Below are 20,573 nucleotides of genomic sequence, written 5' to 3' on the forward strand. Positions count from 1 at the left end.
GATTGCATTCGGGCGCTGTTGGCGCACCTAATCAAAAGAGGGGTTCCATGATCGACTTGCGTTCGCTTTCCCGTCGCGGATTTCTAAATATGAGCGCTGCTGGGGCGGCGTCTTTGATGCTGCCGGCAGGTCTTGCCAGCCGGGCGTACGCCGCAGCCTCCTTTCCGACGATCAAGGAAGAGGATGCAGTTGTTGGCTTCGGGCATGTCGGCCCGATCTCGGACGAGGGCTGGACGTGGGCGCATCATCAGGGCCTGCTTGCTGTGAAGGCGGCTTACCCGAAGCTGAAGAAGATCCTCGAAGTTGAAAACATCCCTTATTCGGCCGACGCGACGCGCACCTATCGCCAGTTCGTCAGCGAAGGCGCCAATATCATCTTCGACACGTCCTCGAACGGCGATTTCCTGCATGCCGTCGTCAAGCAGGCGCCGGACGTCGCTTTCCTGGAATGCGACGGCCGCGTCAACATGGACAATCTCGGCTGGTATTACCTGGCGCATTGGTATCCGACCTATGTCATCGGCGTTGCGGCCGGCCACCTGTCGAAGTCCGGCAAGCTCGGCTATGTCGCCTCCTTCCCGGTCGCATCGGTCTTTGCCTCGACCAACGCCTTCCTGATGGGCGCCCGCTCCGTCAACCCCAATGCGACGCTGCAGACGATCGCAATCAATTCCTGGTTCGATCCGCAGGCGGCGACGCAGGCAGGCACCGCGCTCATCGACAACGGCTGCGACTTCCTATTCGGCATCATGGACGAAGCCGGCTACCTGCAGGTCGCCGAAAAGCGCGGCGTCTGGGCCGCCATGTGGAACACAGATATCCGTCGCTACGGCCCGAATTCCTATGTCTCCTCCGTCCTCATCGACTTCAACAAATTCTACGTTGATCAAGTCGGCAAGCGCCTCGCCGGCACCTGGACGCCGAGCGATACTCTGTTTGCCATGGGCTCCGGCGTCGACCGTGACAAATGGGGCGAGAAGGTTCCGGCCGACGTCGCAGCCGCCGCCGATGCGGTGCGCGACAAGATCATTAGCGGCTGGTCGCCGTTTGCCGGCGAAATCAAGGATTCGACGGGCAAGGTTCGTGTCGCCGCCGGCCAGACGATGACGGACAACGACCTCTACAATTGGGATTGGTCGGTCGAGGGCGTCACCGGCCTGAGCGCCTGAGCGATACCGTCGCCAAACAGGAACCTGGCCGACACGTCCGGCCGGGTTCGCCCTTCATGACATCCTGGTGCCCTTTTGATGACCGAAACCGCGACTTCCTTTTCCGCCCCACCGGGCACGCCGCCGCTGGTGCAGCTAAAGGGCATCGCCAAATATTTCCCGGGCGTCATCGCCAACGAAGATGTCGAACTCGATGTTCTGCCGGGTGAAATCCACGCACTGCTCGGAGAGAACGGCGCGGGCAAATCGACGCTGATGAATATCCTCACCGGCATCTATCAGCCCGATGCCGGCGAGATCATCATCGACGGCTACGCCCAGCAATTCGCAACACCTCTTCAGGCGATCGCCGCCGGCATCGGCATGGTGCATCAGCATTTCAAACTGGTGCAGGCCTTCACCGTGGCCGAAAACATTCATCTCGGCTGGTCGGAAACACCGCGCCGCGCCTCGGCGCATGTCCTGGAGGCGCGCACGGCGGCGTTGGCGACCAAGTTCAATCTGCAGACACGGCCCGGCGCCCGCATCAGCGATCTTTCCACCGGCGAACAGCAGCGCGTCGAAATCCTGCGAGTGCTCGCAAGGCAGGCGCGTGTCCTTATTCTGGACGAGCCGACGGCGGTGCTGACGCCGGTCGAAGCCCGTGAACTGTTCAAGGCGCTGCGCGACTTCGTGGCGGAAGGCAATGCCGTCATCTTCATCAGCCACAAGCTCGATGAAGTCCTGGAGATTTCCGATCGCATCAGCATTCTGCGCGGCGGCCGCAAGATCGCCACGGAAAAGACCGCCGACTGCAATCCGCGCATGCTCGCAAAACTCATGGTGGGCCGCGATATCGTGCTCGCCGACATGCGGCAGCGGGCAGCCGGCGCGGCGCCTGTCTCGCGCGAACCGGTGCTGGGCCTCAACGAAGTCTCCGCACTCAACGATGCCGGTGACGAGGCATTGCATAGCGTATCGCTGCAGGTCCATGCCGGCGAAATTCTCGGCATCGCCGGCGTTGCGGGTAACGGCCAGCGCGAACTCAGCCAGGTGCTGGCGGGCATGCGACCGGTCAGCAGCGGACGCATCTTTATCGAGGGAACGCCGATCGAGCGCAGTAACGCTGCAGATTTTGCCCAACGCGGCATCGGCCATATTCCGGAAGACCGGCTGCATAGTGGCCTCGCACCGGCGCTGAGCATCACCATCAACGCCGTCATGCGCGAATACAAGGAGCCCTCCGTTTCTTCGGGCGGTGCCTACCGCCCGGGCGCGGCAACGGCGCTTGCCAAGGAGATCGCCGCGGCGGCCGATGTCGTAATCCCGGATTTCGGCATGCCCATTCGCAACCTCTCGGGCGGAAACCAGCAACGCCTCGTCGCGCGACGCGAGATGCGTATCGCAAACAAGGTGCTGATAGCCGCCTATCCGAGCCGCGGCCTCGACGTCGGCGCCATCAACACCATGCTGCGCTACATCGTGGAGTTGCGCAATGCCGGCGCCGGCATCGTACTGATTTCCGAGGAGCTGGAGGAGCTGCTGAACCTCTCGGACCGTATCGCCGTGCTCTACGAAGGCAGGATCATGGGGATCGTCGACAACGACAAGGCCGACATCGACCAGATCGGCCTGCTGATGGGCGGCCGCGCCCATATGCGCGAGGTTGCCTGACATGGCCGCATCCTGGCGTCTTCAGCGCCTGCCCTCCGCTTCGCCTGCCATTGCCTTTGGAGCGCGCCTCGCGGCCATTCTGCTGGCATTGGTCTTTGCGGGCGTCGTGCTGGCCATCACCGGCGCCAATCCGCTCGAACTCGCCTCCGAGGTCATCGACTCGAGCTTTGGCTCGAGCTTCGGCCTTCAAGATCTCGGCGTCTTGCTGATACCACTGATATTGACCGGCCTCTCCGTTGCTGTCGGTCAGCAGATCGGCGTCTGGAACATCGGCGCAGAGGGACAATTCTATGCAGGCGCTTTTGCGGCGGCTGCGGTCGGTCTTTTCGTGCCGGGACCGCCGATCGTGATCCTGCCGCTGATGTTTTTTGCCGGCCTCATCGGCGGTGCGGTCTGGATCCTCATCCCGACGCTTGCCCGCGCCTATGCCAACGTCAACGAGCTGATCACGACACTGCTACTGAACTTCGTCGCCATCCTACTGGTCTATTACGTCTCGACCAGCGCCTGGCGCGACCGGACGGCGAATTCGGCGACGGCAAGATTGTCGGCTGAAATCCCCGAACTATGGGGTTCAGTGCATTGGGGCTTTCCGGTCGCCATTCTCGCCGCCCTCGTCATCGCCGGCGTCCTTGCCTTTTCGCGCTGGGGTTATGAGGTCCGACTGGTGGGCTCCAACCCGTCCGCAGCGCATTATGCCGGCATGCCAGCCCGTCGCCATCTGATCACGGTGATGCTGCTGTCCGGTGCAATTGCCGGGCTTGCCGGCATGCTGGAAATCGCCGGCACGGTGCATCGACTGCAGGGCGGCATCTCCAACAACTACGGCTATCTCGGCATCATGGTCGCGGTTCTGGCGCGCAATTCCGCGATCGGCGTCATCTTCTCCGCCGCCTTGATGGCCTTCATCCTCAATTCCGGCATCATCCTGCAGACCCAGGGGCTGACCACGTCGGCCGTGCTCGCGATCACCGGCCTCATTCTGTTCCTGACCGCGATCGGTGACGAACTCGCCCATTACCGCCTCGCCCGCGACAAGGCTTGAAGGGAGAACGAGACCATGGAGCTTCTGACCGGCCTCCTCACCACAGCCTTTCTCGCCGGTGGCGTCCTGGCGCTCGCCGCCCTCGGTGAAGTGCTTGCCGAACGCGTCGGTGTCGTCAATCTCGGTGCCGAAGGCCTGATGGCGATGGGAGCGCTGACGGCGATTGCGGCGACGACCTCCTTTCCCTCACCGATTTTCGGCTTCCTCGCCGCGCTTCTGGTTGGCGCGGTCTTCGGCATGCTGTTTGCCGTCGCCACCGTTTTGCTGCGTGCCAACCAGGTGCTCTGCGGCCTAGCGCTGACGCTGATGGGCAACGGCATCGCCACCAGCATCGGCCGGGCCTATTCCGGCATGCCGGCGCGCGCCACCTTTTCCGGCGTCGCAATCCCGCTGTTGAGCGATATTCCCATTCTCGGCAAAGCCTTCTTTTCGCAGAATATTCTCGTCTACCTCATCTACGTCATTCTGCCGGTGACATTGAGTTACATCATGTTCCGTACCCGCCATGGGCTGAACCTGCGCGCGGTCGGCGAAAATCCCGCCGCGGCCGATGCCGCCGGCATTCCGGTCAATCTCATCCGCTTCGCCTATGTCACGGCTGGTTCGGCGCTTGCAGCTGGGGCCGGTGCCTATCTGACGCTCGCCTTCGTGCCGTCCTGGTCCGACGGAGTCGTTGCCGGGCGGGGCTGGATCGCGGTGGCTCTCGTAATCTTTGCCGGCTACCGGCCGATCCCGGCCGTTCTTTCCGGCTTGCTCTTCGGCCTCATCACCGCGATCGGTTTCGTCGGCCAGGCGCGCGGCTGGCCGATCGCGCCGGCCTTCCTCTCCATGCTGCCCTATCTCGGTACCATGGCCTTCATCATCGTGCCGGTACTTGCCTGGCAGCGCATGCGCCGTATCATGGCCGCACCCGCCGCAATCGGCCTGCCCTATTATCGCGATGTCCGCTAGACTGGACCGAGAGACAAGGAAAGGGAGCGTTCATGAGCCAATGTTCTGACAAAGCAGCCCTCGACCAATGGTATGCGCTCGAAACCGAAAACGAGATTCCGTTCGGGACCTCCGCGAACCGCCTGCTCGGCACTGATCTCATCGTCATGCGAGATCTGGATGGCACGCTTGTCGTCAAGGCAGACGATCGGGAAGAGCCGCTGCCGCTGATCAAGCGTTTCGGCCTCGTCTGGACCACGCTCGGCACACCGCCTGGCGGTCTTTTCGAGCTTCCAGAGGCCGACGAACCGGACCGACGTATCGTCAATTGCGGCACGGTCGCAGTGCGCGCCTCTGGGCTCAGGATTGTCGAGAACTTCCTCGATCTGGCACATTTTCCCTTTGTCCACACTGATATTCTCGGCGCCGAGCCGCATACCGAGGTGACGCACTACAATGTCGAGATCCGCCGCGATGTCGACGAGGTCTGGGCGACCAATTGCCAGTTTTTCCAGCCACAGGCGGCCCTTTCGTCCAGCGAAGGCATCATGACCGACTATATCTATCGCGTCATGACTCCGTTCACGACCCTGCTCTACAAGACCTGCCCGAATGCGGCGAACCGCTGGGACGTGATCTGCCTGTTCGTGCAGCCGCTCGATCCCGACCGCTGCCGCGCCCATCCGGTGATGTTCCTGATCGATGACACCTCGACAACGACGGAGCTCGTGCATTTCCAACAGTTGATCTTCCTGCAGGACCGCATCATCCTGGAAAACCAACGCCCCGTATTGCTGCCGATGGAAGCGCGCGCCGAGATCCCGACCCGCGCCGACGCCACTTCAATCGCTTATCGCCGCTGGCTGAAGGAGAAGGGCATCACCTACGGCACAACCATCATGGCCGCCTGAAAAGAGGCGCACTCATGGATCTGCGCAACAAGACACTCAGTGCATCGGGATTTCATTCGCCGGAACGCGGCACCATCGACGTTCTGAACGATGTACTGATCGAGATCGATGCTGACGGCGTGATCACCGCCGTTCATCGTCACGGTGATCCGAATTACCGGATCATCCTTGACGCGCGCGACGCATCCGGCGAACTCGTGACCCTGCCGGCCGGCTCCTACATTCTGCCCGGCTTCGTCGATCTGCATGTGCACGCGCCGCAATATCCGCAACTCGGCGATGCGCTCGACGTGCCCTTGGAAGTCTGGCTGCAGAAATACACTTTCCCATTGGAGGCGCGCTATCAGGACGCCGCTTTTGCGCGCCATATCTACGGTCTGCTGGTCGAGGACCTGCTTGCCAACGGCACGACGACGGCGCTTTATTTTGCCACCATCCACCAGGAAGCGACGCGGACGCTTGTCGATATTTGCCTGGAAAAAGGCCAGCGCGCCCTGATCGGCAAAGTGGCTATGGATAATGCCGATGAATGTCCGGACTACTACCGCGACCTATCGGCGGAAGAGGCGCTCGACGGCACGCGGGCGCTGATCGATTACGTGCGCGGCCATCCGGACAATCACGAAGGGCGCGTTCTGCCCGTCGTCACGCCGCGCTTCATCCCCTCCTGTACCGACGCGACGCTCGAGGGCCTCGGTGCCATCGCCAGGGAATGCGGCTGCCACGTGCAGACCCATTGTTCGGAAAGCGACTGGGCGCATGGTTATGTTCTCGCTCGGCATGGCATGACGGATACGGACAGCTTCGATCGCTTCGGCCTGCTCAGCCGCAAGACGGTTCTGGCGCATGCGAATTTCCTGACGGCGAAGGATATGGAAACGGTCCGTGCGCGCCAAGCCGCTGTCGCGCATTGCCCGCTTTCGAACGCCTATTTCGCCAATGCCGTCTTTCCATTGCGTGCCGCACTGGACAAGGGGCTGCATGTTGGTCTCGGCACGGACATTTCCGGTGGCCCGAGCGCTTCTATGATCGAGAACGCCCGTGGCGCAATCCTGGCGTCGCGGATGCTGCAGAGTGGTGTCGACCCGAACCTGCCGCCATCAGCCCGCTCGACGTTCGGCCCGGCTCAGATCGATTTTCGGGATGCCTTCTATATCGCAACGACCGGCGGCGGCATTGCGCTCGATCTCCCCGTCGGGCAATTCACGCCCGGCTATCAGTTCGACGCCGTGCTCATCGATGCCGATGCCGAGAAGGGCACCGTGCAGCTGTTCGAAGACCGCGACAAGGGCGAGCGTATCCTGCAGAAAATCATCTATACCGCGTCAAGGCCAAACATCGCGGCCACCTGGGTCGGCGGCCGCAAGGTTTAAGAGCAGCGCTACGCCGCTTTGCTGATGCGAACCGGAACCGATTTATAAGACGGCGTGCCGCTTTCCTTGTCCTGATAGTCGATCGGGATCAGGCAGTTTGCCTCCGGATAATAGGCGGCGACTGAACCCGGCGCGATGTCGTAGGAAATGGCCGTCAGCTTCAGCAGCCGCTTGCCGCCCGAAGGCAATGCCGTCTCGATCTCGACAAGATCACCATGCTCGAGCCCGTTCGCCGCCAGATCGCCGTCATTCATGAACAACACGTCGCGCCGGCCGAAAACGCCGCGATAGCGATCGTCGAGACCATAGATCGTCGTATTGTACTGATCGTGACTGCGGATCGTTGCAAGCTTCAGAATGCCGGCATCGGCAAGAGCGATGTCCTCATTAAGCCCTTGGAACAGCAGGAATTCCGCCTTGGCGGAAGGAGTCTTCCAAACACGCTCGGTTGGCCCAAGAGGCAGGCGGAAACCGCCCGGTACACGGATGCGCTCATTGTAGCGCGCGAAATCGGGGAAGACGATTTCGATCTTGTCGCGGATGCGGTCATAGTCGGCAACCAGGTCCATCCAGGCGACCTTGCTGTCGGGCAAGGTGGCCTGCGCCATACCGGCAACGATCGCCGGTTCAGAGCGCAGTTGGTCCGAGGCAGGCTTCAGCTTGCCGCGCGAGGCATGCACCATGGACATCGAATCCTCGATCGTCACCGATTGCGGTCCGGAGGCCTGGATATCCTGCTCGGTGCGTCCAAGCACCGGCAGGATGATCGATTCCTTGCCGATCAGCAGATGCGAGCGGTTGAGCTTGGTATTCATGTGGACGGCAAGGTCGAGATTGCGCATGCCCTCGGCGCAGAGTTCTGGATCCGGCAACGCGATCGAAAAATTGCCCCCGAGGCAGAGCAGCACCTTCGACCGCCCTTCCGCCATAGCCTGCATTGCCGCGACCGCATCGTGGCCGTGGTGCTCAGGCGATTTGAAGCCGAAAGCGCGCTCGATGCCGGCAAACATCGCGGGATTCGGCCTCTCGCTGATCCCGACTGTGCGATTGCCCTGCACGTTGGAATGGCCGCGTAGTGGGCAGATGCCGGCGCCGGGCTTGCCGAAATTGCCGCGCAGCAGCAACAGGTTGGCGATCTGCTGCACATTGGCCGTCCCCTTGGCGTGCTGGGTAATGCCCATGCCGTAGCTGACGATCGTGGCGTTCGATTTGACATAGGCTGCCGCGACCCGTTCCAAGTCTGCCTGCGCCAGGCCGGATGCCCTTTCGATATCGGTCCATGCCGTCTGCTTGAGATCGGCGACGAAGGCGTCGAAGCCGTTGGTGTGTTCGGCAATGAAGGCATGGTCGAGTGCGTCATCAGACGCTTCGGCCAACTCCAACACCGCCTTCATGATGCCTTTGAGCGCTGCCGCATCGCCGCCGATCTTGACCTGATAGTAGGAGGAGGCAATCCGCGTCGAGCCGAAAGTGCCCATCTCGATCGGGTTCTGCGGATCGGCGAAGCGTTCGAGTGCCCGCTCTTTCAGTGGATTGAAGACGATGATCGGCACGCCACGCCGGGAGGATTCATGCAGCGTCCCCATCATGCGCGGATGGTTGGTGCCGGGATTGTGGCCCATCGCAATGATCAGCTCGCAGCGGTCGAAATCCTCCAGCGAGACCGTGCCCTTTCCGATGCCGATCGAATGCGGCAGCCCGACGCTGGTTGCCTCGTGGCACATGTTGGAGCAATCGGGAAAATTATTGGTGCCGTATTCGCGCGCAAAAATCTGGAAAAGGAAGGCAGCCTCGTTGGAGGCGCGGCCGGACGTGTAGAATTCCGCCATGTTGGGGTCCGGCAGGCTGCGCATGAGATCGCCGATGCGGGCAAAGGCTGCATCCCATTCGATCGGCCGATAGGTATCGGTCGCGCGGTCATAGACCATCGGGTGGGTCAGCCTGCCCTCATTTTCCAGTTCGTAATCGCTCCATTGCAGCAGCTCGGTTACGGTATGCTTGGCGAAGAAGTCGGGCGTCACGCGCTTGTTCGTCGCTTCCCAGGTGACGGCCTTTGCGCCGTTTTCGCAGAACTGGAAGGTGGACGTATGTTCCTTGTCGGGCCAGGCGCAGCCGGGGCAGTCGAAACCATCGGGCTTGTTGGTCCGCAGAAGAAGCAAAGGCGCCTCGGTGACATCCATCTGCTCACGCACGGCCTTGGCCGTCGCTCTCAATGCGCCCCAGCCACCGGCAGGATTGCTGTAGGCACGAATTCCCGGAACTTCACGCTTCTGCGCCATCACACGCTCCTTTGGTTGCCTCCCAAGACTCCCTCAATGAAACTAGCCGATTGGCGAATATTTTCCACATATTAAGGAGAAACAGACAATGGATTCGTTGTGCACTGCATCAAGCGACCGCGTCCTTGACGCCGTTGCATCCTGGCGGGACCAACCCCTCAATTCTTGAAAACGAAACAAGCACCACCTTTTTGGCGGACTTGAGCGCAAACCGCATCCGCCTCTGCGCGCGTCTCCCGGCCGATGCGCGCGGCGTATCGGATGCGAAAGCCGAAGTCGGCGTTGCGCTGGCGCACAATGAGCGGCTTTTCTTCATTCAGCGGTGACGGAAGCTTGCCGACATCATCGGAGAAAAGCCGCCGGACGGCATCGAGCTGGAAATGCTCCGCCAGTTGAGCGCCCCAGGGCGCCCAGGGCCGCTCCTGCTCCAAAGCGACCTGCTTCAGCCGACGGCTGCCGGCAAGCGCCATGCAGGCCTGCGTGAAAGGCTTGCCTTTGTCGAGTTCCGGCGCAACCGTATCAGGCGGGTCATCCTTCCATTGCTCGACCGTATGGGCCGTAATGGCAGTCACGTAGCTGCGCGTCTCATAGGGGAGACTGCCGGAGTTGAGAAAATTTGCGAGGCCGTTTTCGCCGGCATTATAGGCCGCCGTCGCCAGACCCAGATTGCCGAAACGGTTGCGCAATTCGTCCAGGTAAGCTGCCGCCTTGCCCAGCGCCTCCAGCGTATCGTAGCTATCTTGAACACCGCGCAACCTCGCGGTTCCCGGCATGAATTGGGCAATGCCTTGCGCGCCCTTCGGGCTGACCGCATCGGGGCGAAACGTGCTCTCGCGCCAGATGAGCCTGGCAAGATAATCCGGCGGCAGATGATTGGCCCGGGCGAAATAGTCGATCGCCTTGCAGAGGTCGCGACTATAACTTTCCTTGCGGATACAAAGTGTTTCGCCGTTATCCGTTATCAAAGGTCCGGAAATACAGGCTGGCGGCGCAACGCTCCATTCAGGTTGGGCCTTCACAGGGCAAACGGCGGCGAAAACCGCAACGCCGGACGCAATAACGAAATCTATGGTCTTGCCGACAAAGCTGGGCCGATGCTGTTTGCCTGCCATCCCTGCGAAACCTGCTGGAAACCGTCAAATCGCTAGATTGCCCCTCTTGATAGCATCGATGCACGATAACGAAAACCATGAAGGCTAAGGAAGGCTTCCCTTGTTTCCGCGATGCCACGCATGACGCCCGTCGTAATCAGGTCCTGCGGCCTCGTGTGCCGGCGAGCTCGCTCGTGCAGATCTCTGCGCTCTTCCGCCCGGAATTCCTGATCGAGATCGAGACCATCGGCCACATCGCGGGCTGATCGGCAGTGGGAACCGGAAGTGCCGGACAGGGATTTATCCCTGCACAGGAGGATGTTGCCATGATCCGCAAATTGAAATCTGGTGAATACCGTCTCTACTCCCGCAAGGTCGATCCGAAGACGAACAAGCGCAAGAATCTCGGCACCTTCAAGACCCGCGAGGCAGCCGAGAAGCACGAGCGTGAGGTACAATATTTCAAGCATCACTAGCCGGGTTTTGCGAAACCGGCGATGCGGCCACTGGCACCACATTGGTCGGGCAACCGTATTCAAATATTCAAATGCCTCGACTGAGTCGGGAGTACAATCACACGCCCCGTCACCACCGCTGTTTACGCGCGGAATGTTTTCCCGAGTTCAGTGTCAGACAAGTCGTAATAGTGACGAAAATTATAAACCAACGGAGACCACTTATTCGGATTGATATGGTCACTACCGTCTTTTAAGAACTCTTCGCAGGCATGTACGCGTAAAATCTCGACAACGGCAACGAGGCCGCCTCCGAGTTCCGCCAGTTTTGTTCCGCCCATTTCATGGAGTGATAAAACGCGGGCTTCCATTTGAATTGGGCATTCTGCAGCCCGCATTGGGCGAACCAACTCACTGTCGAGCCTGGAAAATCCTGCTGCCGCAAATTTGTCTTTCTCTGTCTTGAATTGTTTGGACTTCAGTTCGGGTACAGGGTCTCTACCAGTTAGCGGCGCAAGCTTTTCGACCATCTGCCACATTGAGGGAGCAGGAAGGTTTACGACGCATTCCCCGTGCCGCGCGAGATTCTCCGCGAGCTTGGCATCATTCAACAGGCCAAGCGTCATCGTCCAGCCAAGCGCCCAAAATGATGAAATCGGCGACAAATTCGTCGAATTATCCTCATTCAAGCTACTGATCAGCGCGACGGGAGTCCCAAAATACAGAATTTTTGGCTCAACGGTTCTCATTTCATCCTCCTGAACAGCATAGGTCCCCATCACCAATAAAACGAATTTCAACCAGGATGTTTCGACTACGATCGAAGTGTGGTTTACGCCGGGAGCGGTTGTCCCGGGCACTGGGAAAAACGCGGATGCTCGATCGAAGCGTGAGCTTGCTTCGTGGCAGCTCCTCGCCTCTATGCCGACCTGGGTGCCGGTATCGGGTTCGGTTTAGCGAGTTCGGCACGATCCGACGTCCATTCGCCCATAGTGGCCCCTTCTTACCTCCAGGCCCCAATAGTAATTTTCAAGATTCACGCAGGCTGGTATACTTCGATCAACCGTTGGCCATCAGTTGTGGAGGGGACGGCCATGGAAGTTAGATGGAAGGTGATACCGTCGGCAGGACTGGCCCTGCTGGCATTTACTGCACTGGCCTCCGCCAGTCCGATGGACGAGCTCGTGGCCGCCGCCAAGACCGAAGGCGAGCTCACCGTTATCGCGCTTCCCCGTGACTGGTGCGGCTACGGCGGCATCATTGATGGTTTCAAGGCGAAATTCGGCCTGATGATCAATGAAGTTTTGCCCGATGCGGGATCTGCCACGGAAATTGACGCGATCAAAAAGGCGCGCGATACAGCCGACCCGCAAACGCCGGATGTGATTGACGTCGGTCTTTCGTTCGCTGCATCGGCAAAAAGGGACGGTCTGTTGCAGCCCTATAAAGTGGCCAAGTGGGCCACCATCCCGGACGCCGCCAAGGACGCGGACGGACATTGGTACGGTGGCTACTACGGGACGATCGCCTTCGAGGTCAACGCGGATGTCGTGGCGAAGATGCCGACGGATTGGGCAGACCTTGTGGGCCCGGACTACAAAAACAGGGTCGGCCTCGCCGGCGATCTCGCATCAAATCAAGCCATTCTGGGCATCTTCGCCGCCGGCCTATCGGCCGCCAACGGCAATGTCGGCCAAGCCGCAGATCAGGGTCTGCGGTTCTTTGCTAACCTCAACCGCAAGGGCAATTTCGTTCCCGTTGTCGGCAATCTGGCTACGCTTACGGACGGGCGCACGCCCATCCTCGTTCGCTGGGACTACCTTGCGAAGGCCGACCGCGAACAATTGAGGGGCAAAACCAATATTGAGATCATCAGGCCGAAGACCGGCGTCGTCGGGGGTATCTATGTCCAGGCGATCAGCGCCTTCGCTCCGCATCCGAATGCAGCCCGTTTGTGGATGGAACACCTATACTCGGACGAGACGCAACTCGCCTTCCACAAAGCCCACTGCTACCCCATCCGCCTAACCGATTTGGTACGCACTGGAAAGGTTCCGGCCGAACCGGGGGAAACGCTTGCGCAGTTCCGAGGTTATGGTCGCGATATCGAGCCGTTTTTCCCGACCATTGAGGAGCAGGAAAAGGCAAGGGAAATCATCACCAAGGGATGGGATGGGATCGTTGGCACACAGATCCAATGCCTGGAAGACAATGGTGCGACCAATATCCCAATGGCTCTCAATGAGACCACCATCGGACAGTGCCCGATTCCGCAATAGCCGAAGTCATCTTATCCGCTTGCAGGTGATTCCACCTGCAAGCGGGATGCGATAGCGGACCTATTCGGCAAGCCGGCCGCCGCGCATCGGCGCTGGGACGCCCGTCGTGCCGGGGAAGCTGATCGGCAGCCCCCGCAATACACGCACGGCCAGAAATGCGAAGCATTCGGCTTCGACGGCGTCACCGCGCCAGCCGAGCGTTTCCGCTGAGATCGGCTCGACTCCCGCGCGGGTCTTGAGCATCGACATGATCGTCGGATTGCGGCGACCGCCACCGCTGACCACCAGCTTTTTCGGACGACGAGGCAACAGGTCCAAAGCCTTGCCAACGGCGGACGCGGTAAAGGCGGAAAGCGTTGCCGCGCCGTCCTCGGGGCCGAGCCCGTCGGCCATGGAGGCGCCGAAGTCGAAACGATCCAGAGATTTCGGATAGGGGGCACTCAGATAGGGATGTTGCAGCAGCTTCGAGAGCGTGGCCTCATCCACCGTGCCCGCCTGACCGAGCGCACCGTCCCTGTCCATTTCGCCAAGGCCGTGGGATTTGACGAAATCGTTGAGCGGGGCATTCGCGGGGCCTGTGTCGAAGGCGACGAAATTACCCTCCCCGTCCGACCAGGTGATGTTGGCGACGCCGCCGAGATTGAGGATGGCTGTGTCGCCGCCAAGGCCGGCGCCGCGCAGCAGAGCGGTATGATAGGCGGCCGCAAGGGGCGCGCCCTGACCGCCTGCGCGCACATCGTCGGAACGGAAGTCATAGGCGACCTTGGCGCCGAGGATGGAACGCATCAACTCGCCATCGCCGAGCTGGCGTGTGTCGCCCATGCGATCCTTCTGCGGCGCTCGATGCAGCACAGTCTGGCCATGGAAGCCGACCACGCCGATATCGGCCATGGTCAGGCCGTAGCCTTCGACAAGCTCCTTGACCGCGGCCGACTGGGCGCGCGTCAAAGCCTCCTCGGCTTGTCTGAAGATCTCCGGCTCCGGCCCGTTGAAGTTCCAGGCACGGGCCTCAGCCAACGTTTCTTCCAGCAATGACCTGATCCACTCCGGATAGGGCGCCAGCACATAGGGACCAAACTCTTCGATCCGCTCGCCATCCGTTTTGATCAAGGCGACATCGATATTGCCGTCGAGAACGGTTCCGGTCATCAGACCGACGGCCCAGATTGGTTCCATGATCAACTCCTAAGCTCTATTGACGAGATCGCCGACGGTCTGGCGAAGCACCGCGATGCCGCTGTCGAAATGGCGTGTCGGGTGAATACGATTGGTTAGCAAGGTCCAGGCCCTGCCGTTTTCGAAATCGATCCAGAGGCCGGTGCCGGTAAAGCCGGTATGACCGATCGTGCCCGGTGAACATAACTCACCGCCGGACCAGCCATCGTAAGGCCGCTCCCATCCATGGGTGCGCGTCGCCGAGAGCGGCGTGCGCATCAATGTGATCGAGCGTTCGGCCGCACCGGTCCCAGCGAGCAACCCCTCGGCAAAATCGAGGATCGAGCCGGCCGTCCCAAACAAGCCGGCATGACCGGCACCCTCAAGGGCGGAGCAATTGTCATCATGCACTTCACCCGAGAGAACGCGGTGACGCCAGGTGCAATCCTCCGTCGCAGCCGCCTGATCAGGTGCGGCGGAGAAGGCGAAGCCCGGACCGGCGTCCATGGCGCGGATCGTTTGCCCCGTCAGGCGCTCCAGCGCAAAGCCGAGCAAAATGAAGTTGATGTCGGAATAAACGGGCGGACCCGCCCGCCACTCGCGTTGCAGAATGAAGGCGCGCAGCAGGTCGGGATCGCGGCCATAGGTATAAATCGGCTCGACGGCCGGGAACGGCGTCTGATGGCCGAGACACTGGCGAAAGGTCACCCTCCGCTCCCAGGCAGTCGCACCATATTGGCGCAGATCCGGTAGCAGCGAAATCAGCGGCGCATCGAGATCGATCGTGCCGGCTTCGGCCAAGGCGAGGATGCGTGGTGTGGTGAAAATGACTTTGGTCAGCGAGGCCAGATCAAACCATGTGTCGGCAAACATCGGCCGCATGACCGGAATCTTCTGCGCCGAGCCGACCGCACGGGCCATCCGGTTGCCGTCGCGATCGATAATGCCGAGCACGCCGCCGGGAATGCGCCCGGCCTCAACAGCGGCGTGAATAGGCGCGAACGCCCGATCGAAACGCTGTGCGAACTCCGTATTCCCCACTTCCGTCATGCTCCCCTCCCCGTCGCGTCTCTCTCAAGCTTCCGCCTGGGCCATGTGATCCGGAGCAAACCGGCGCCATTCCGGAACAGCCGGCTCGAAACCGAGCGGGCGCACCAGCGAGGGTACCTGGCGCGTATCCAGCGCAAAATTCTCCCGCCGGCGGTTGACCGTCGGAACGGCCGAGATCAGCCGCTTGGTATAGGAATGCTTCGGCTGCGACAACACCGACGCGGCATCGCCGATCTCGACGATCTGACCGGCGTAGATCACCGCGATCCGGTGCGCGATCCGCTCGACGACGGCCATGTCGTGCGAGATGAAAAGGTAGGCAAGGCGGTACTCGCGCTGCAATTCGATCAACAAGTCCAGGACCTGCGCCTGGACGGAGACATCCAGCGCCGAAACTGCCTCGTCCAGCACCAAGACCGAAGGATTCAGCATCAGCGCCCTCGCGATACACAGTCTTTGGCGCTGCCCGCCCGAAAACTCGTGCGGATAGCGTTCAAGACTGTTTTCGGGCAGGCCGACGCGCTTCAGCAGCATATCCATTCTGTTGCGCGTTTCCCCCGATGCACGACCACCGGCGGCGATGACGGGTTCGGCCAGGATGCTATCGACCCGAAGTCGAGGGTTGAGCGAGGCATAGGGGTTTTGGAACACCATCTGCACGGCGCTCGTCCGATCCGCCGTCTTTCCCGCGGTCGCCGTGAAGGTGCCGCGTGTCGACTTCACCAATCCGAGGATTGCCCGCGCCGTGGTGGATTTGCCGGAGCCGCTTTCGCCGACGATCGCCAGCGTTTCGCCGGGCAACAGATCAAAACCGACGCCTTCAACCGCATGCACGGCGCCGGTCGGACGGTGAAAGAAACTGCCCGACACCGGAAAGCGAACCGTCAGCCCATCGACCTTTAACGCCGGTGCGGCTTTTGCGATGTTGTCACGGCTAAAATCCGATCGCGCTGCTCGGCCGGCCGAAAAGTGTGGCACGGAATGAAGAAGGTGCTGGGTGTAAGGATGGCTGGGTTTATCGAGAATCTGGTTCAGCTCACCCTGTTCGACTGCCTGGCCGGCCTGCATCACCATGACCTTGTCGGCGATGCCGGCAACGAGACCGATGTCGTGGGTAATGAAGATCATCGACATGCCCGTCTCGCGCTTCAGTTCGGCGAGAAGCGCCATGATCTGTGCCTGCACCGTCACGTCCAGCGCGGTGGTCGGCTCGTCGGCAATCAGCAGGCGCGGGTTGCAGGCAAGCGCGGTCGCGATCATCACGCGCTGCAGCATGCCGCCGGAGAGCTGGTTCGGGCAATATTTCAATCGCCGCGCGGCATCCGGGATGCGGACACGATCCAGCGCATCCTTTGCCGCCGCCGTCGCCTGACGACCGGTCAGCCCGCGATGCAGGCGGAAAGACTCTTCGATCTGCGTTCCGATGGTCAGCACCGGATTGAGCGACGTCATCGGCTCCTGGAAGATCATGCCGATCTCGGCGCCACGGATCTTCGTCAGTACCGCTTCGGTCGCCGTCGTCAGGTCAAGAATGCTGTTGTTTGTCCGCTTCAGCTTGATCGAACCGCCGACAATGCGACCGCCCCCGAAATCGACGAGACGGTTGATCGAGAGCGCGGTCACGGACTTTCCTGAGCCGCTCTCGCCGACGATCGCCAGCGTTTCGCCGGCGGCAAGATCGAAGCTGACGCCGCGAACGATCTTGTTAGCCTCCGGATTGCGCCCAAAGCCCACTTCTAGATTGGAGACGGAAAGCAGAGGGCTCACGGGATTGTCCTCCGCATTTTCGGATCAAGAATATCGCGCAAGGCATCGCCGAGCAGATTGAAACCGAGGATGCTGATCATGATGGTGAGGCCGGGGAAGATCAGCAGCCAGGGTGCTGTTTCCATCAGGTTGCGGCTGTCGCTGAGCATCAATCCGAGCGAGGAGGCCGGCGGCTGCGTACCGAGGCCGAGGAAACTCAAACCGGCTTCGGTCAGGAGTGACCATGCCAGCGCCAGGGTGATCTGGACCGTCAACGGTGCGACGAGGTTCAAGAGCAGGTGCCGTGTCAGAATGTAGGGTTTGCTGCTGCCGAAGGTGCGGGCGGCATCGACGAAATCACGCGATTTCAGCGATAGCGCCGGTCCGCGCACGACGCGGGTAAAGATCGGCGTATAGACGATGGCGATGGCGGCGACGCTGGTCCAGGTGCCGGGGCCGACGATGGCGATGATCAACAGCGCGAGAAGGATGGCCGGGAATGCCAGCAGCACGTCCATTGTGCGCATGATCAGCCCGTCCCACCGCTTGCCGAACCAGGCCGCGGTCAAGCCGAGCACGGTGCCGATCAGGCTTGCAAGCGCGACCGAGAGGAAGGCGACGGTGAAGGACTCGCCGATGCCGTTCATCAGCCGGCTTGCCACATCACGGCCGAGCAGGTCCGTCCCCATCCAATAGGCGCCATTCGGGGCGTGCAACCGATTCAACGGGCTCCGCATCACCGGATCATAGGGAGTGAGCCCCAACGTGCCGAAAATGGCAAGGATGAGATAAATAAAGACGATGGCACCGCCAATGCGGCCGCTCGTGTGCCCAAAAATGGCTTTGACGATACGCATCAGCCTTCTCCCAAACGAACGCGCGGATCGAGCGCGACATAGGCGAGGTCGACAAGCAGATTGACGATCATGAAATTAAAGGCAATGAACAGCACGCAGCCTTGGACAAGCGCATAATCGCGTTGCTGAATCGCGTCGAGCACCAACCGTCCGAGGCCCGGCAGCGCGTAGATCTGCTCGACCAGGACGGCTCCGCCGAGGAGATAGCCGAACTCCACGCCGCTCAGCGTCACCACCGGAATGAGTGCGTTGGGTAGCGCATGACGCCAGATGACGCCACGGGCCGGCACGCCGCGGCTGCGGGCGGTACGGACGTAATCATCGCTGAGAACGTCGAGCATAGCGGAGCGCACCACTCGCGTGACCGAAGCCGCGAATGCAAAGCCGAGGGTGAGCGCCGGCAAGATCATCTGGCCGAGATTGCCGATCGGGTCCTGCCAGAGCGGCGTGAATGCACCCATGGTCGGCAAGACGCCGAAGCCTGCCGAAAGCGCATAGATAATGAGAAGCCCGAGCACGAAATTAGGGGTGGACTGCCCAACCATGGCGACGATGCGCACAGCCAGATCGGACAGTCTTTCATTTCGTGTCGCAGCGAAGACGCCCGCCGGCAGCCCGATCAGCAGCGCGATGACCATGGAGAGCAGCGCAAGCTCGAGCGTTAGCGGAAACCGCTCGAGGATAATGTCGAGCACCGGTTTGCCGTAGGTGACGGAAATGCCGAGATTGCCCTGCAGCACGCCCAACAGCCAGCGCCAGTACTGCACGAACCATGATTGGTCGATGCCGAAATAGGCCGCCAGGGCCTGCCGCTGCTCAGGAGTCAGCAGGCCGGCATTGGTTCCCAGCATCGCCGTGATCGCGTCGCCCGGCACCAGCCGGATGGCGACGAACACGAGGATGGACACTCCCAACATGATCAGCGGGAATGTCATCAGCCGGCGCGTCAGGTACCCCATGAAACGTCCTCTAGAACCCGGTATCCATCACTGGATGGATACCTTGCTGAGACCGAAGAGGGAGCCCGTCGGTGTCGGCACAAAGCCCTGAACGTTCTTCTGCTCGGCCGTGTAGCCGTAGGCAGTATAAAGCCAGATCCAGGGCGAGACTTCGGCAATATGTTTTTCGAAGTCGGCGAAGATAACCTTGCGCTTCGCCGGATCGGTTTCGACGCGGCCCTTCTGCATCTGGCTGTCCAACGTATCGTCGATATAGTTCGCGACCTTCTGCAGGTTGCCGGTCTTCGTCCAATAACGGTTATACATGGAATAGGGATCGGCGCTGCCGCCATTGAGCGCGACCGCCATGTCGAAATTGCCCTTCAGCCAGGCATCGACATAGACGTTGAGTTCCATCACCTTGATATCGAGCTTGATGCCGATTTCGGCGAGTTGCGACTGGATGACCTGGGCTTCGGCGGTGGCGGTCGGCGGCTCACCGGTGGCGGCGATCACCGTTGCGGAGAAGCCGTTTGCAAAGCCCGCGTCAGCCATCAGTTTCTTTGCCTTTTCGACGTCGCGCTTGTAGCAGAAGAGCTGGCTCGGATCGGTCGCATAGAGAGGCATGGTCAACGGGCCCGTCACCTTGCCTTCGCCGAGCGCTGCCGTATCCAGCACATCCTGCCGGTCGATCGCGCAGGAGATCGCCTGGCGCACGGCAAGCTGATCCATCGGCTTGTGCGAGGGGTTGAGCTGCAGGACGTTATAGGCGAGCACCGGCGTCCGGGACAGTTGCAGCTTCGGCTCCTTGGGAACCAGCGTCGCGACCAGCGGATCGTTCAGAAGCGCGAAATCGATCTGGCCCGTGCGAAGCGACGCCAGGATTGCGGTTTCATCCGGAAGGACGCTGATGTCGATGCCATCGATGCCGACCGTGCCGCCGGCCCAAGCCTTGTTGGCGCTCAGGACTTCCTTCGAATTCGGAACCCAGCTGTCGAGCTTGAAGGGACCGGAACCGATCGCCTTCGTGCCGATCGAGCCAGCAGTGATTTCGCTCGCCGGAACGATGGCGGCGTTGAGGCTGGTCATCGCCGTCAGGATCGGAACATCGGGCTGCGACAGGTGGAAGATGACGGTCGTTGCATCGGGCGTATCGATGCTGGCGATCGACAGGAAATTGGCGCGGGCGACGGCACCCGTTGCCTGATCGAGAATGCGCTGGAACGATGCCTTCACGTCGGCGGAAGTGACAGCGGCGCCGTTCTGGAACTTCGCATTCGGATTGAGCTTGAAGGTCAGCTCCTTGCCGTCTGACGAAAACTGCCAGCTCTCTGCGATGGCGGGCACGATCTGCAGATTGCTGTCGAGCCGGACAAGCGGTTCATAGATCAGCTCGAGCAAGCGGATCGAGGAAAAGGCGGGCTGCTTGTGCGGATCAAGCCCTGTCGCATCCTGGGACCATGCCATGCGCAGCGTCGCCGCGTATGCCTCCGTCGAAACGGCCGCCATGCCGAGACTCGCCGCCACTGCGACGCACGAAATCAGCTTCCTTGCAAAATGCCTTTTCATTCTCTTCACCCTCTGAGCTTGTTAAGCTTCCCCAGCCGATTTTGGCCACTTCATTAACGCTATCGCTGCCGCC

The 20,573-nt window shown here is 60.9% G+C and carries 18 protein-coding genes; 9 read left to right on the forward strand and 9 right to left on the reverse strand.

The window, feature by feature from the left end; all coding sequences use genetic code 11:
- Positions 1-47 precede the first annotated feature (47 nt).
- From FHT86_RS36250 to guaD, 6 genes are all read left to right on the forward strand, one after another.
- Complete coding sequence (locus tag FHT86_RS36250; RefSeq protein ID WP_133704702.1) at positions 48-1,169, forward strand: BMP family ABC transporter substrate-binding protein; 1,122 nt, start codon at positions 48-50, stop codon at positions 1,167-1,169.
- A 78-nt stretch (positions 1,170-1,247) separates the two neighbouring features.
- A complete protein-coding gene (locus FHT86_RS36255; RefSeq protein WP_133704703.1) occupies positions 1,248-2,822 on the forward strand; it encodes an ABC transporter ATP-binding protein in 1,575 nt (524 codons plus the stop codon).
- 1 nt (position 2,823) lies between these two features.
- A complete protein-coding gene (locus tag FHT86_RS36260; protein ID WP_133704704.1) occupies positions 2,824-3,867 on the forward strand; it encodes an ABC transporter permease in 1,044 nt (347 codons plus the stop codon).
- 15 nt (positions 3,868-3,882) lie between these two features.
- The gene (locus FHT86_RS36265) at positions 3,883-4,818 is read left to right on the forward strand and encodes an ABC transporter permease (protein WP_133704705.1); all 936 of its coding nucleotides are present in this window, start codon (positions 3,883-3,885) and stop codon (positions 4,816-4,818) included.
- A 32-nt stretch (positions 4,819-4,850) separates the two neighbouring features.
- Complete coding sequence (locus tag FHT86_RS36270; RefSeq protein WP_133704706.1) at positions 4,851-5,708, forward strand: aromatic ring-hydroxylating dioxygenase subunit alpha; 858 nt, start codon at positions 4,851-4,853, stop codon at positions 5,706-5,708.
- A gap of 14 nt (positions 5,709-5,722) precedes the next feature.
- Positions 5,723-7,081 carry a guanine deaminase gene (gene guaD, locus FHT86_RS36275; RefSeq protein ID WP_133704707.1) on the forward strand — a complete coding sequence of 453 codons (1,359 nt, stop codon included), beginning with the start codon at positions 5,723-5,725 and terminating at the stop codon, positions 7,079-7,081.
- A gap of 8 nt (positions 7,082-7,089) precedes the next feature.
- On the opposite strand, the gene FHT86_RS36280 is transcribed toward guaD, so the two are convergent.
- Positions 7,090-9,360 (reverse strand): FdhF/YdeP family oxidoreductase, encoded by a 2,271-nt coding sequence (locus tag FHT86_RS36280; protein WP_133704708.1) that lies wholly within the window; start codon positions 9,358-9,360, stop codon positions 7,090-7,092.
- Between the two features lie 158 nt (positions 9,361-9,518).
- On the reverse strand, positions 9,519-10,472 hold the full coding sequence (locus FHT86_RS36285; protein ID WP_133704709.1) for a lytic transglycosylase domain-containing protein: 954 nt from the start codon (positions 10,470-10,472) through the stop codon (positions 9,519-9,521).
- A gap of 77 nt (positions 10,473-10,549) precedes the next feature.
- Here FHT86_RS36285 and FHT86_RS36290 point away from each other — a divergent pair, with 77 nt between their 5' ends.
- Entirely contained in the window at positions 10,550-10,717 is a 168-nt protein-coding gene (locus FHT86_RS36290; RefSeq protein WP_166656691.1) for a hypothetical protein, read from the forward strand.
- A 60-nt stretch (positions 10,718-10,777) separates the two neighbouring features.
- Complete coding sequence (locus tag FHT86_RS36295; protein WP_133704710.1) at positions 10,778-10,927, forward strand: hypothetical protein; 150 nt, start codon at positions 10,778-10,780, stop codon at positions 10,925-10,927.
- A 122-nt stretch (positions 10,928-11,049) separates the two neighbouring features.
- Here the strand turns inward: FHT86_RS36295 and FHT86_RS36300 are convergent, their stop codons facing one another.
- Complete coding sequence (locus FHT86_RS36300) at positions 11,050-11,655, reverse strand: flavin reductase family protein (protein WP_208116621.1); 606 nt, start codon at positions 11,653-11,655, stop codon at positions 11,050-11,052.
- A gap of 345 nt (positions 11,656-12,000) precedes the next feature.
- Here FHT86_RS36300 and FHT86_RS36305 point away from each other — a divergent pair, with 345 nt between their 5' ends.
- A complete protein-coding gene (locus FHT86_RS36305) occupies positions 12,001-13,185 on the forward strand; it encodes an ABC transporter substrate-binding protein (RefSeq protein ID WP_133704711.1) in 1,185 nt (394 codons plus the stop codon).
- 60 nt (positions 13,186-13,245) lie between these two features.
- Here the strand turns inward: FHT86_RS36305 and FHT86_RS36310 are convergent, their stop codons facing one another.
- Genes FHT86_RS36310 through FHT86_RS36335 form a run of 6 tightly spaced genes read right to left on the reverse strand, consistent with a single transcriptional unit; the run spans position 13,246 to position 20,500 of the window.
- Positions 13,246-14,361, reverse strand: coding sequence for an anhydro-N-acetylmuramic acid kinase (locus FHT86_RS36310; protein WP_133704712.1), 1,116 nt, complete (start codon positions 14,359-14,361; stop codon positions 13,246-13,248).
- A 9-nt stretch (positions 14,362-14,370) separates the two neighbouring features.
- Entirely contained in the window at positions 14,371-15,390 is a 1,020-nt protein-coding gene (locus tag FHT86_RS36315; RefSeq protein ID WP_133704713.1) for a serine hydrolase domain-containing protein, read from the reverse strand.
- Between the two features lie 24 nt (positions 15,391-15,414).
- Complete coding sequence (locus FHT86_RS36320) at positions 15,415-17,157, reverse strand: ABC transporter ATP-binding protein (RefSeq protein ID WP_133704714.1); 1,743 nt, start codon at positions 17,155-17,157, stop codon at positions 15,415-15,417.
- Complete coding sequence (locus FHT86_RS36325) at positions 17,154-17,993, reverse strand: ABC transporter permease (RefSeq protein WP_133704715.1); 840 nt, start codon at positions 17,991-17,993, stop codon at positions 17,154-17,156. Before FHT86_RS36325 ends, FHT86_RS36320 begins: the two co-directional genes overlap by 4 nt.
- Positions 17,993-18,952 (reverse strand): ABC transporter permease, encoded by a 960-nt coding sequence (locus FHT86_RS36330; protein WP_133704716.1) that lies wholly within the window; start codon positions 18,950-18,952, stop codon positions 17,993-17,995. The genes FHT86_RS36325 and FHT86_RS36330 overlap by 1 nt, the downstream gene beginning before the upstream one ends.
- A gap of 27 nt (positions 18,953-18,979) precedes the next feature.
- Complete coding sequence (locus FHT86_RS36335) at positions 18,980-20,500, reverse strand: ABC transporter substrate-binding protein (protein WP_133704717.1); 1,521 nt, start codon at positions 20,498-20,500, stop codon at positions 18,980-18,982.
- Positions 20,501-20,573 lie beyond the last annotated feature (73 nt).

Source organism: Rhizobium sp. BK313 (genome assembly GCF_014193655.1).
In the GTDB taxonomy this organism is placed as follows: domain Bacteria; phylum Pseudomonadota; class Alphaproteobacteria; order Rhizobiales; family Rhizobiaceae; genus Rhizobium.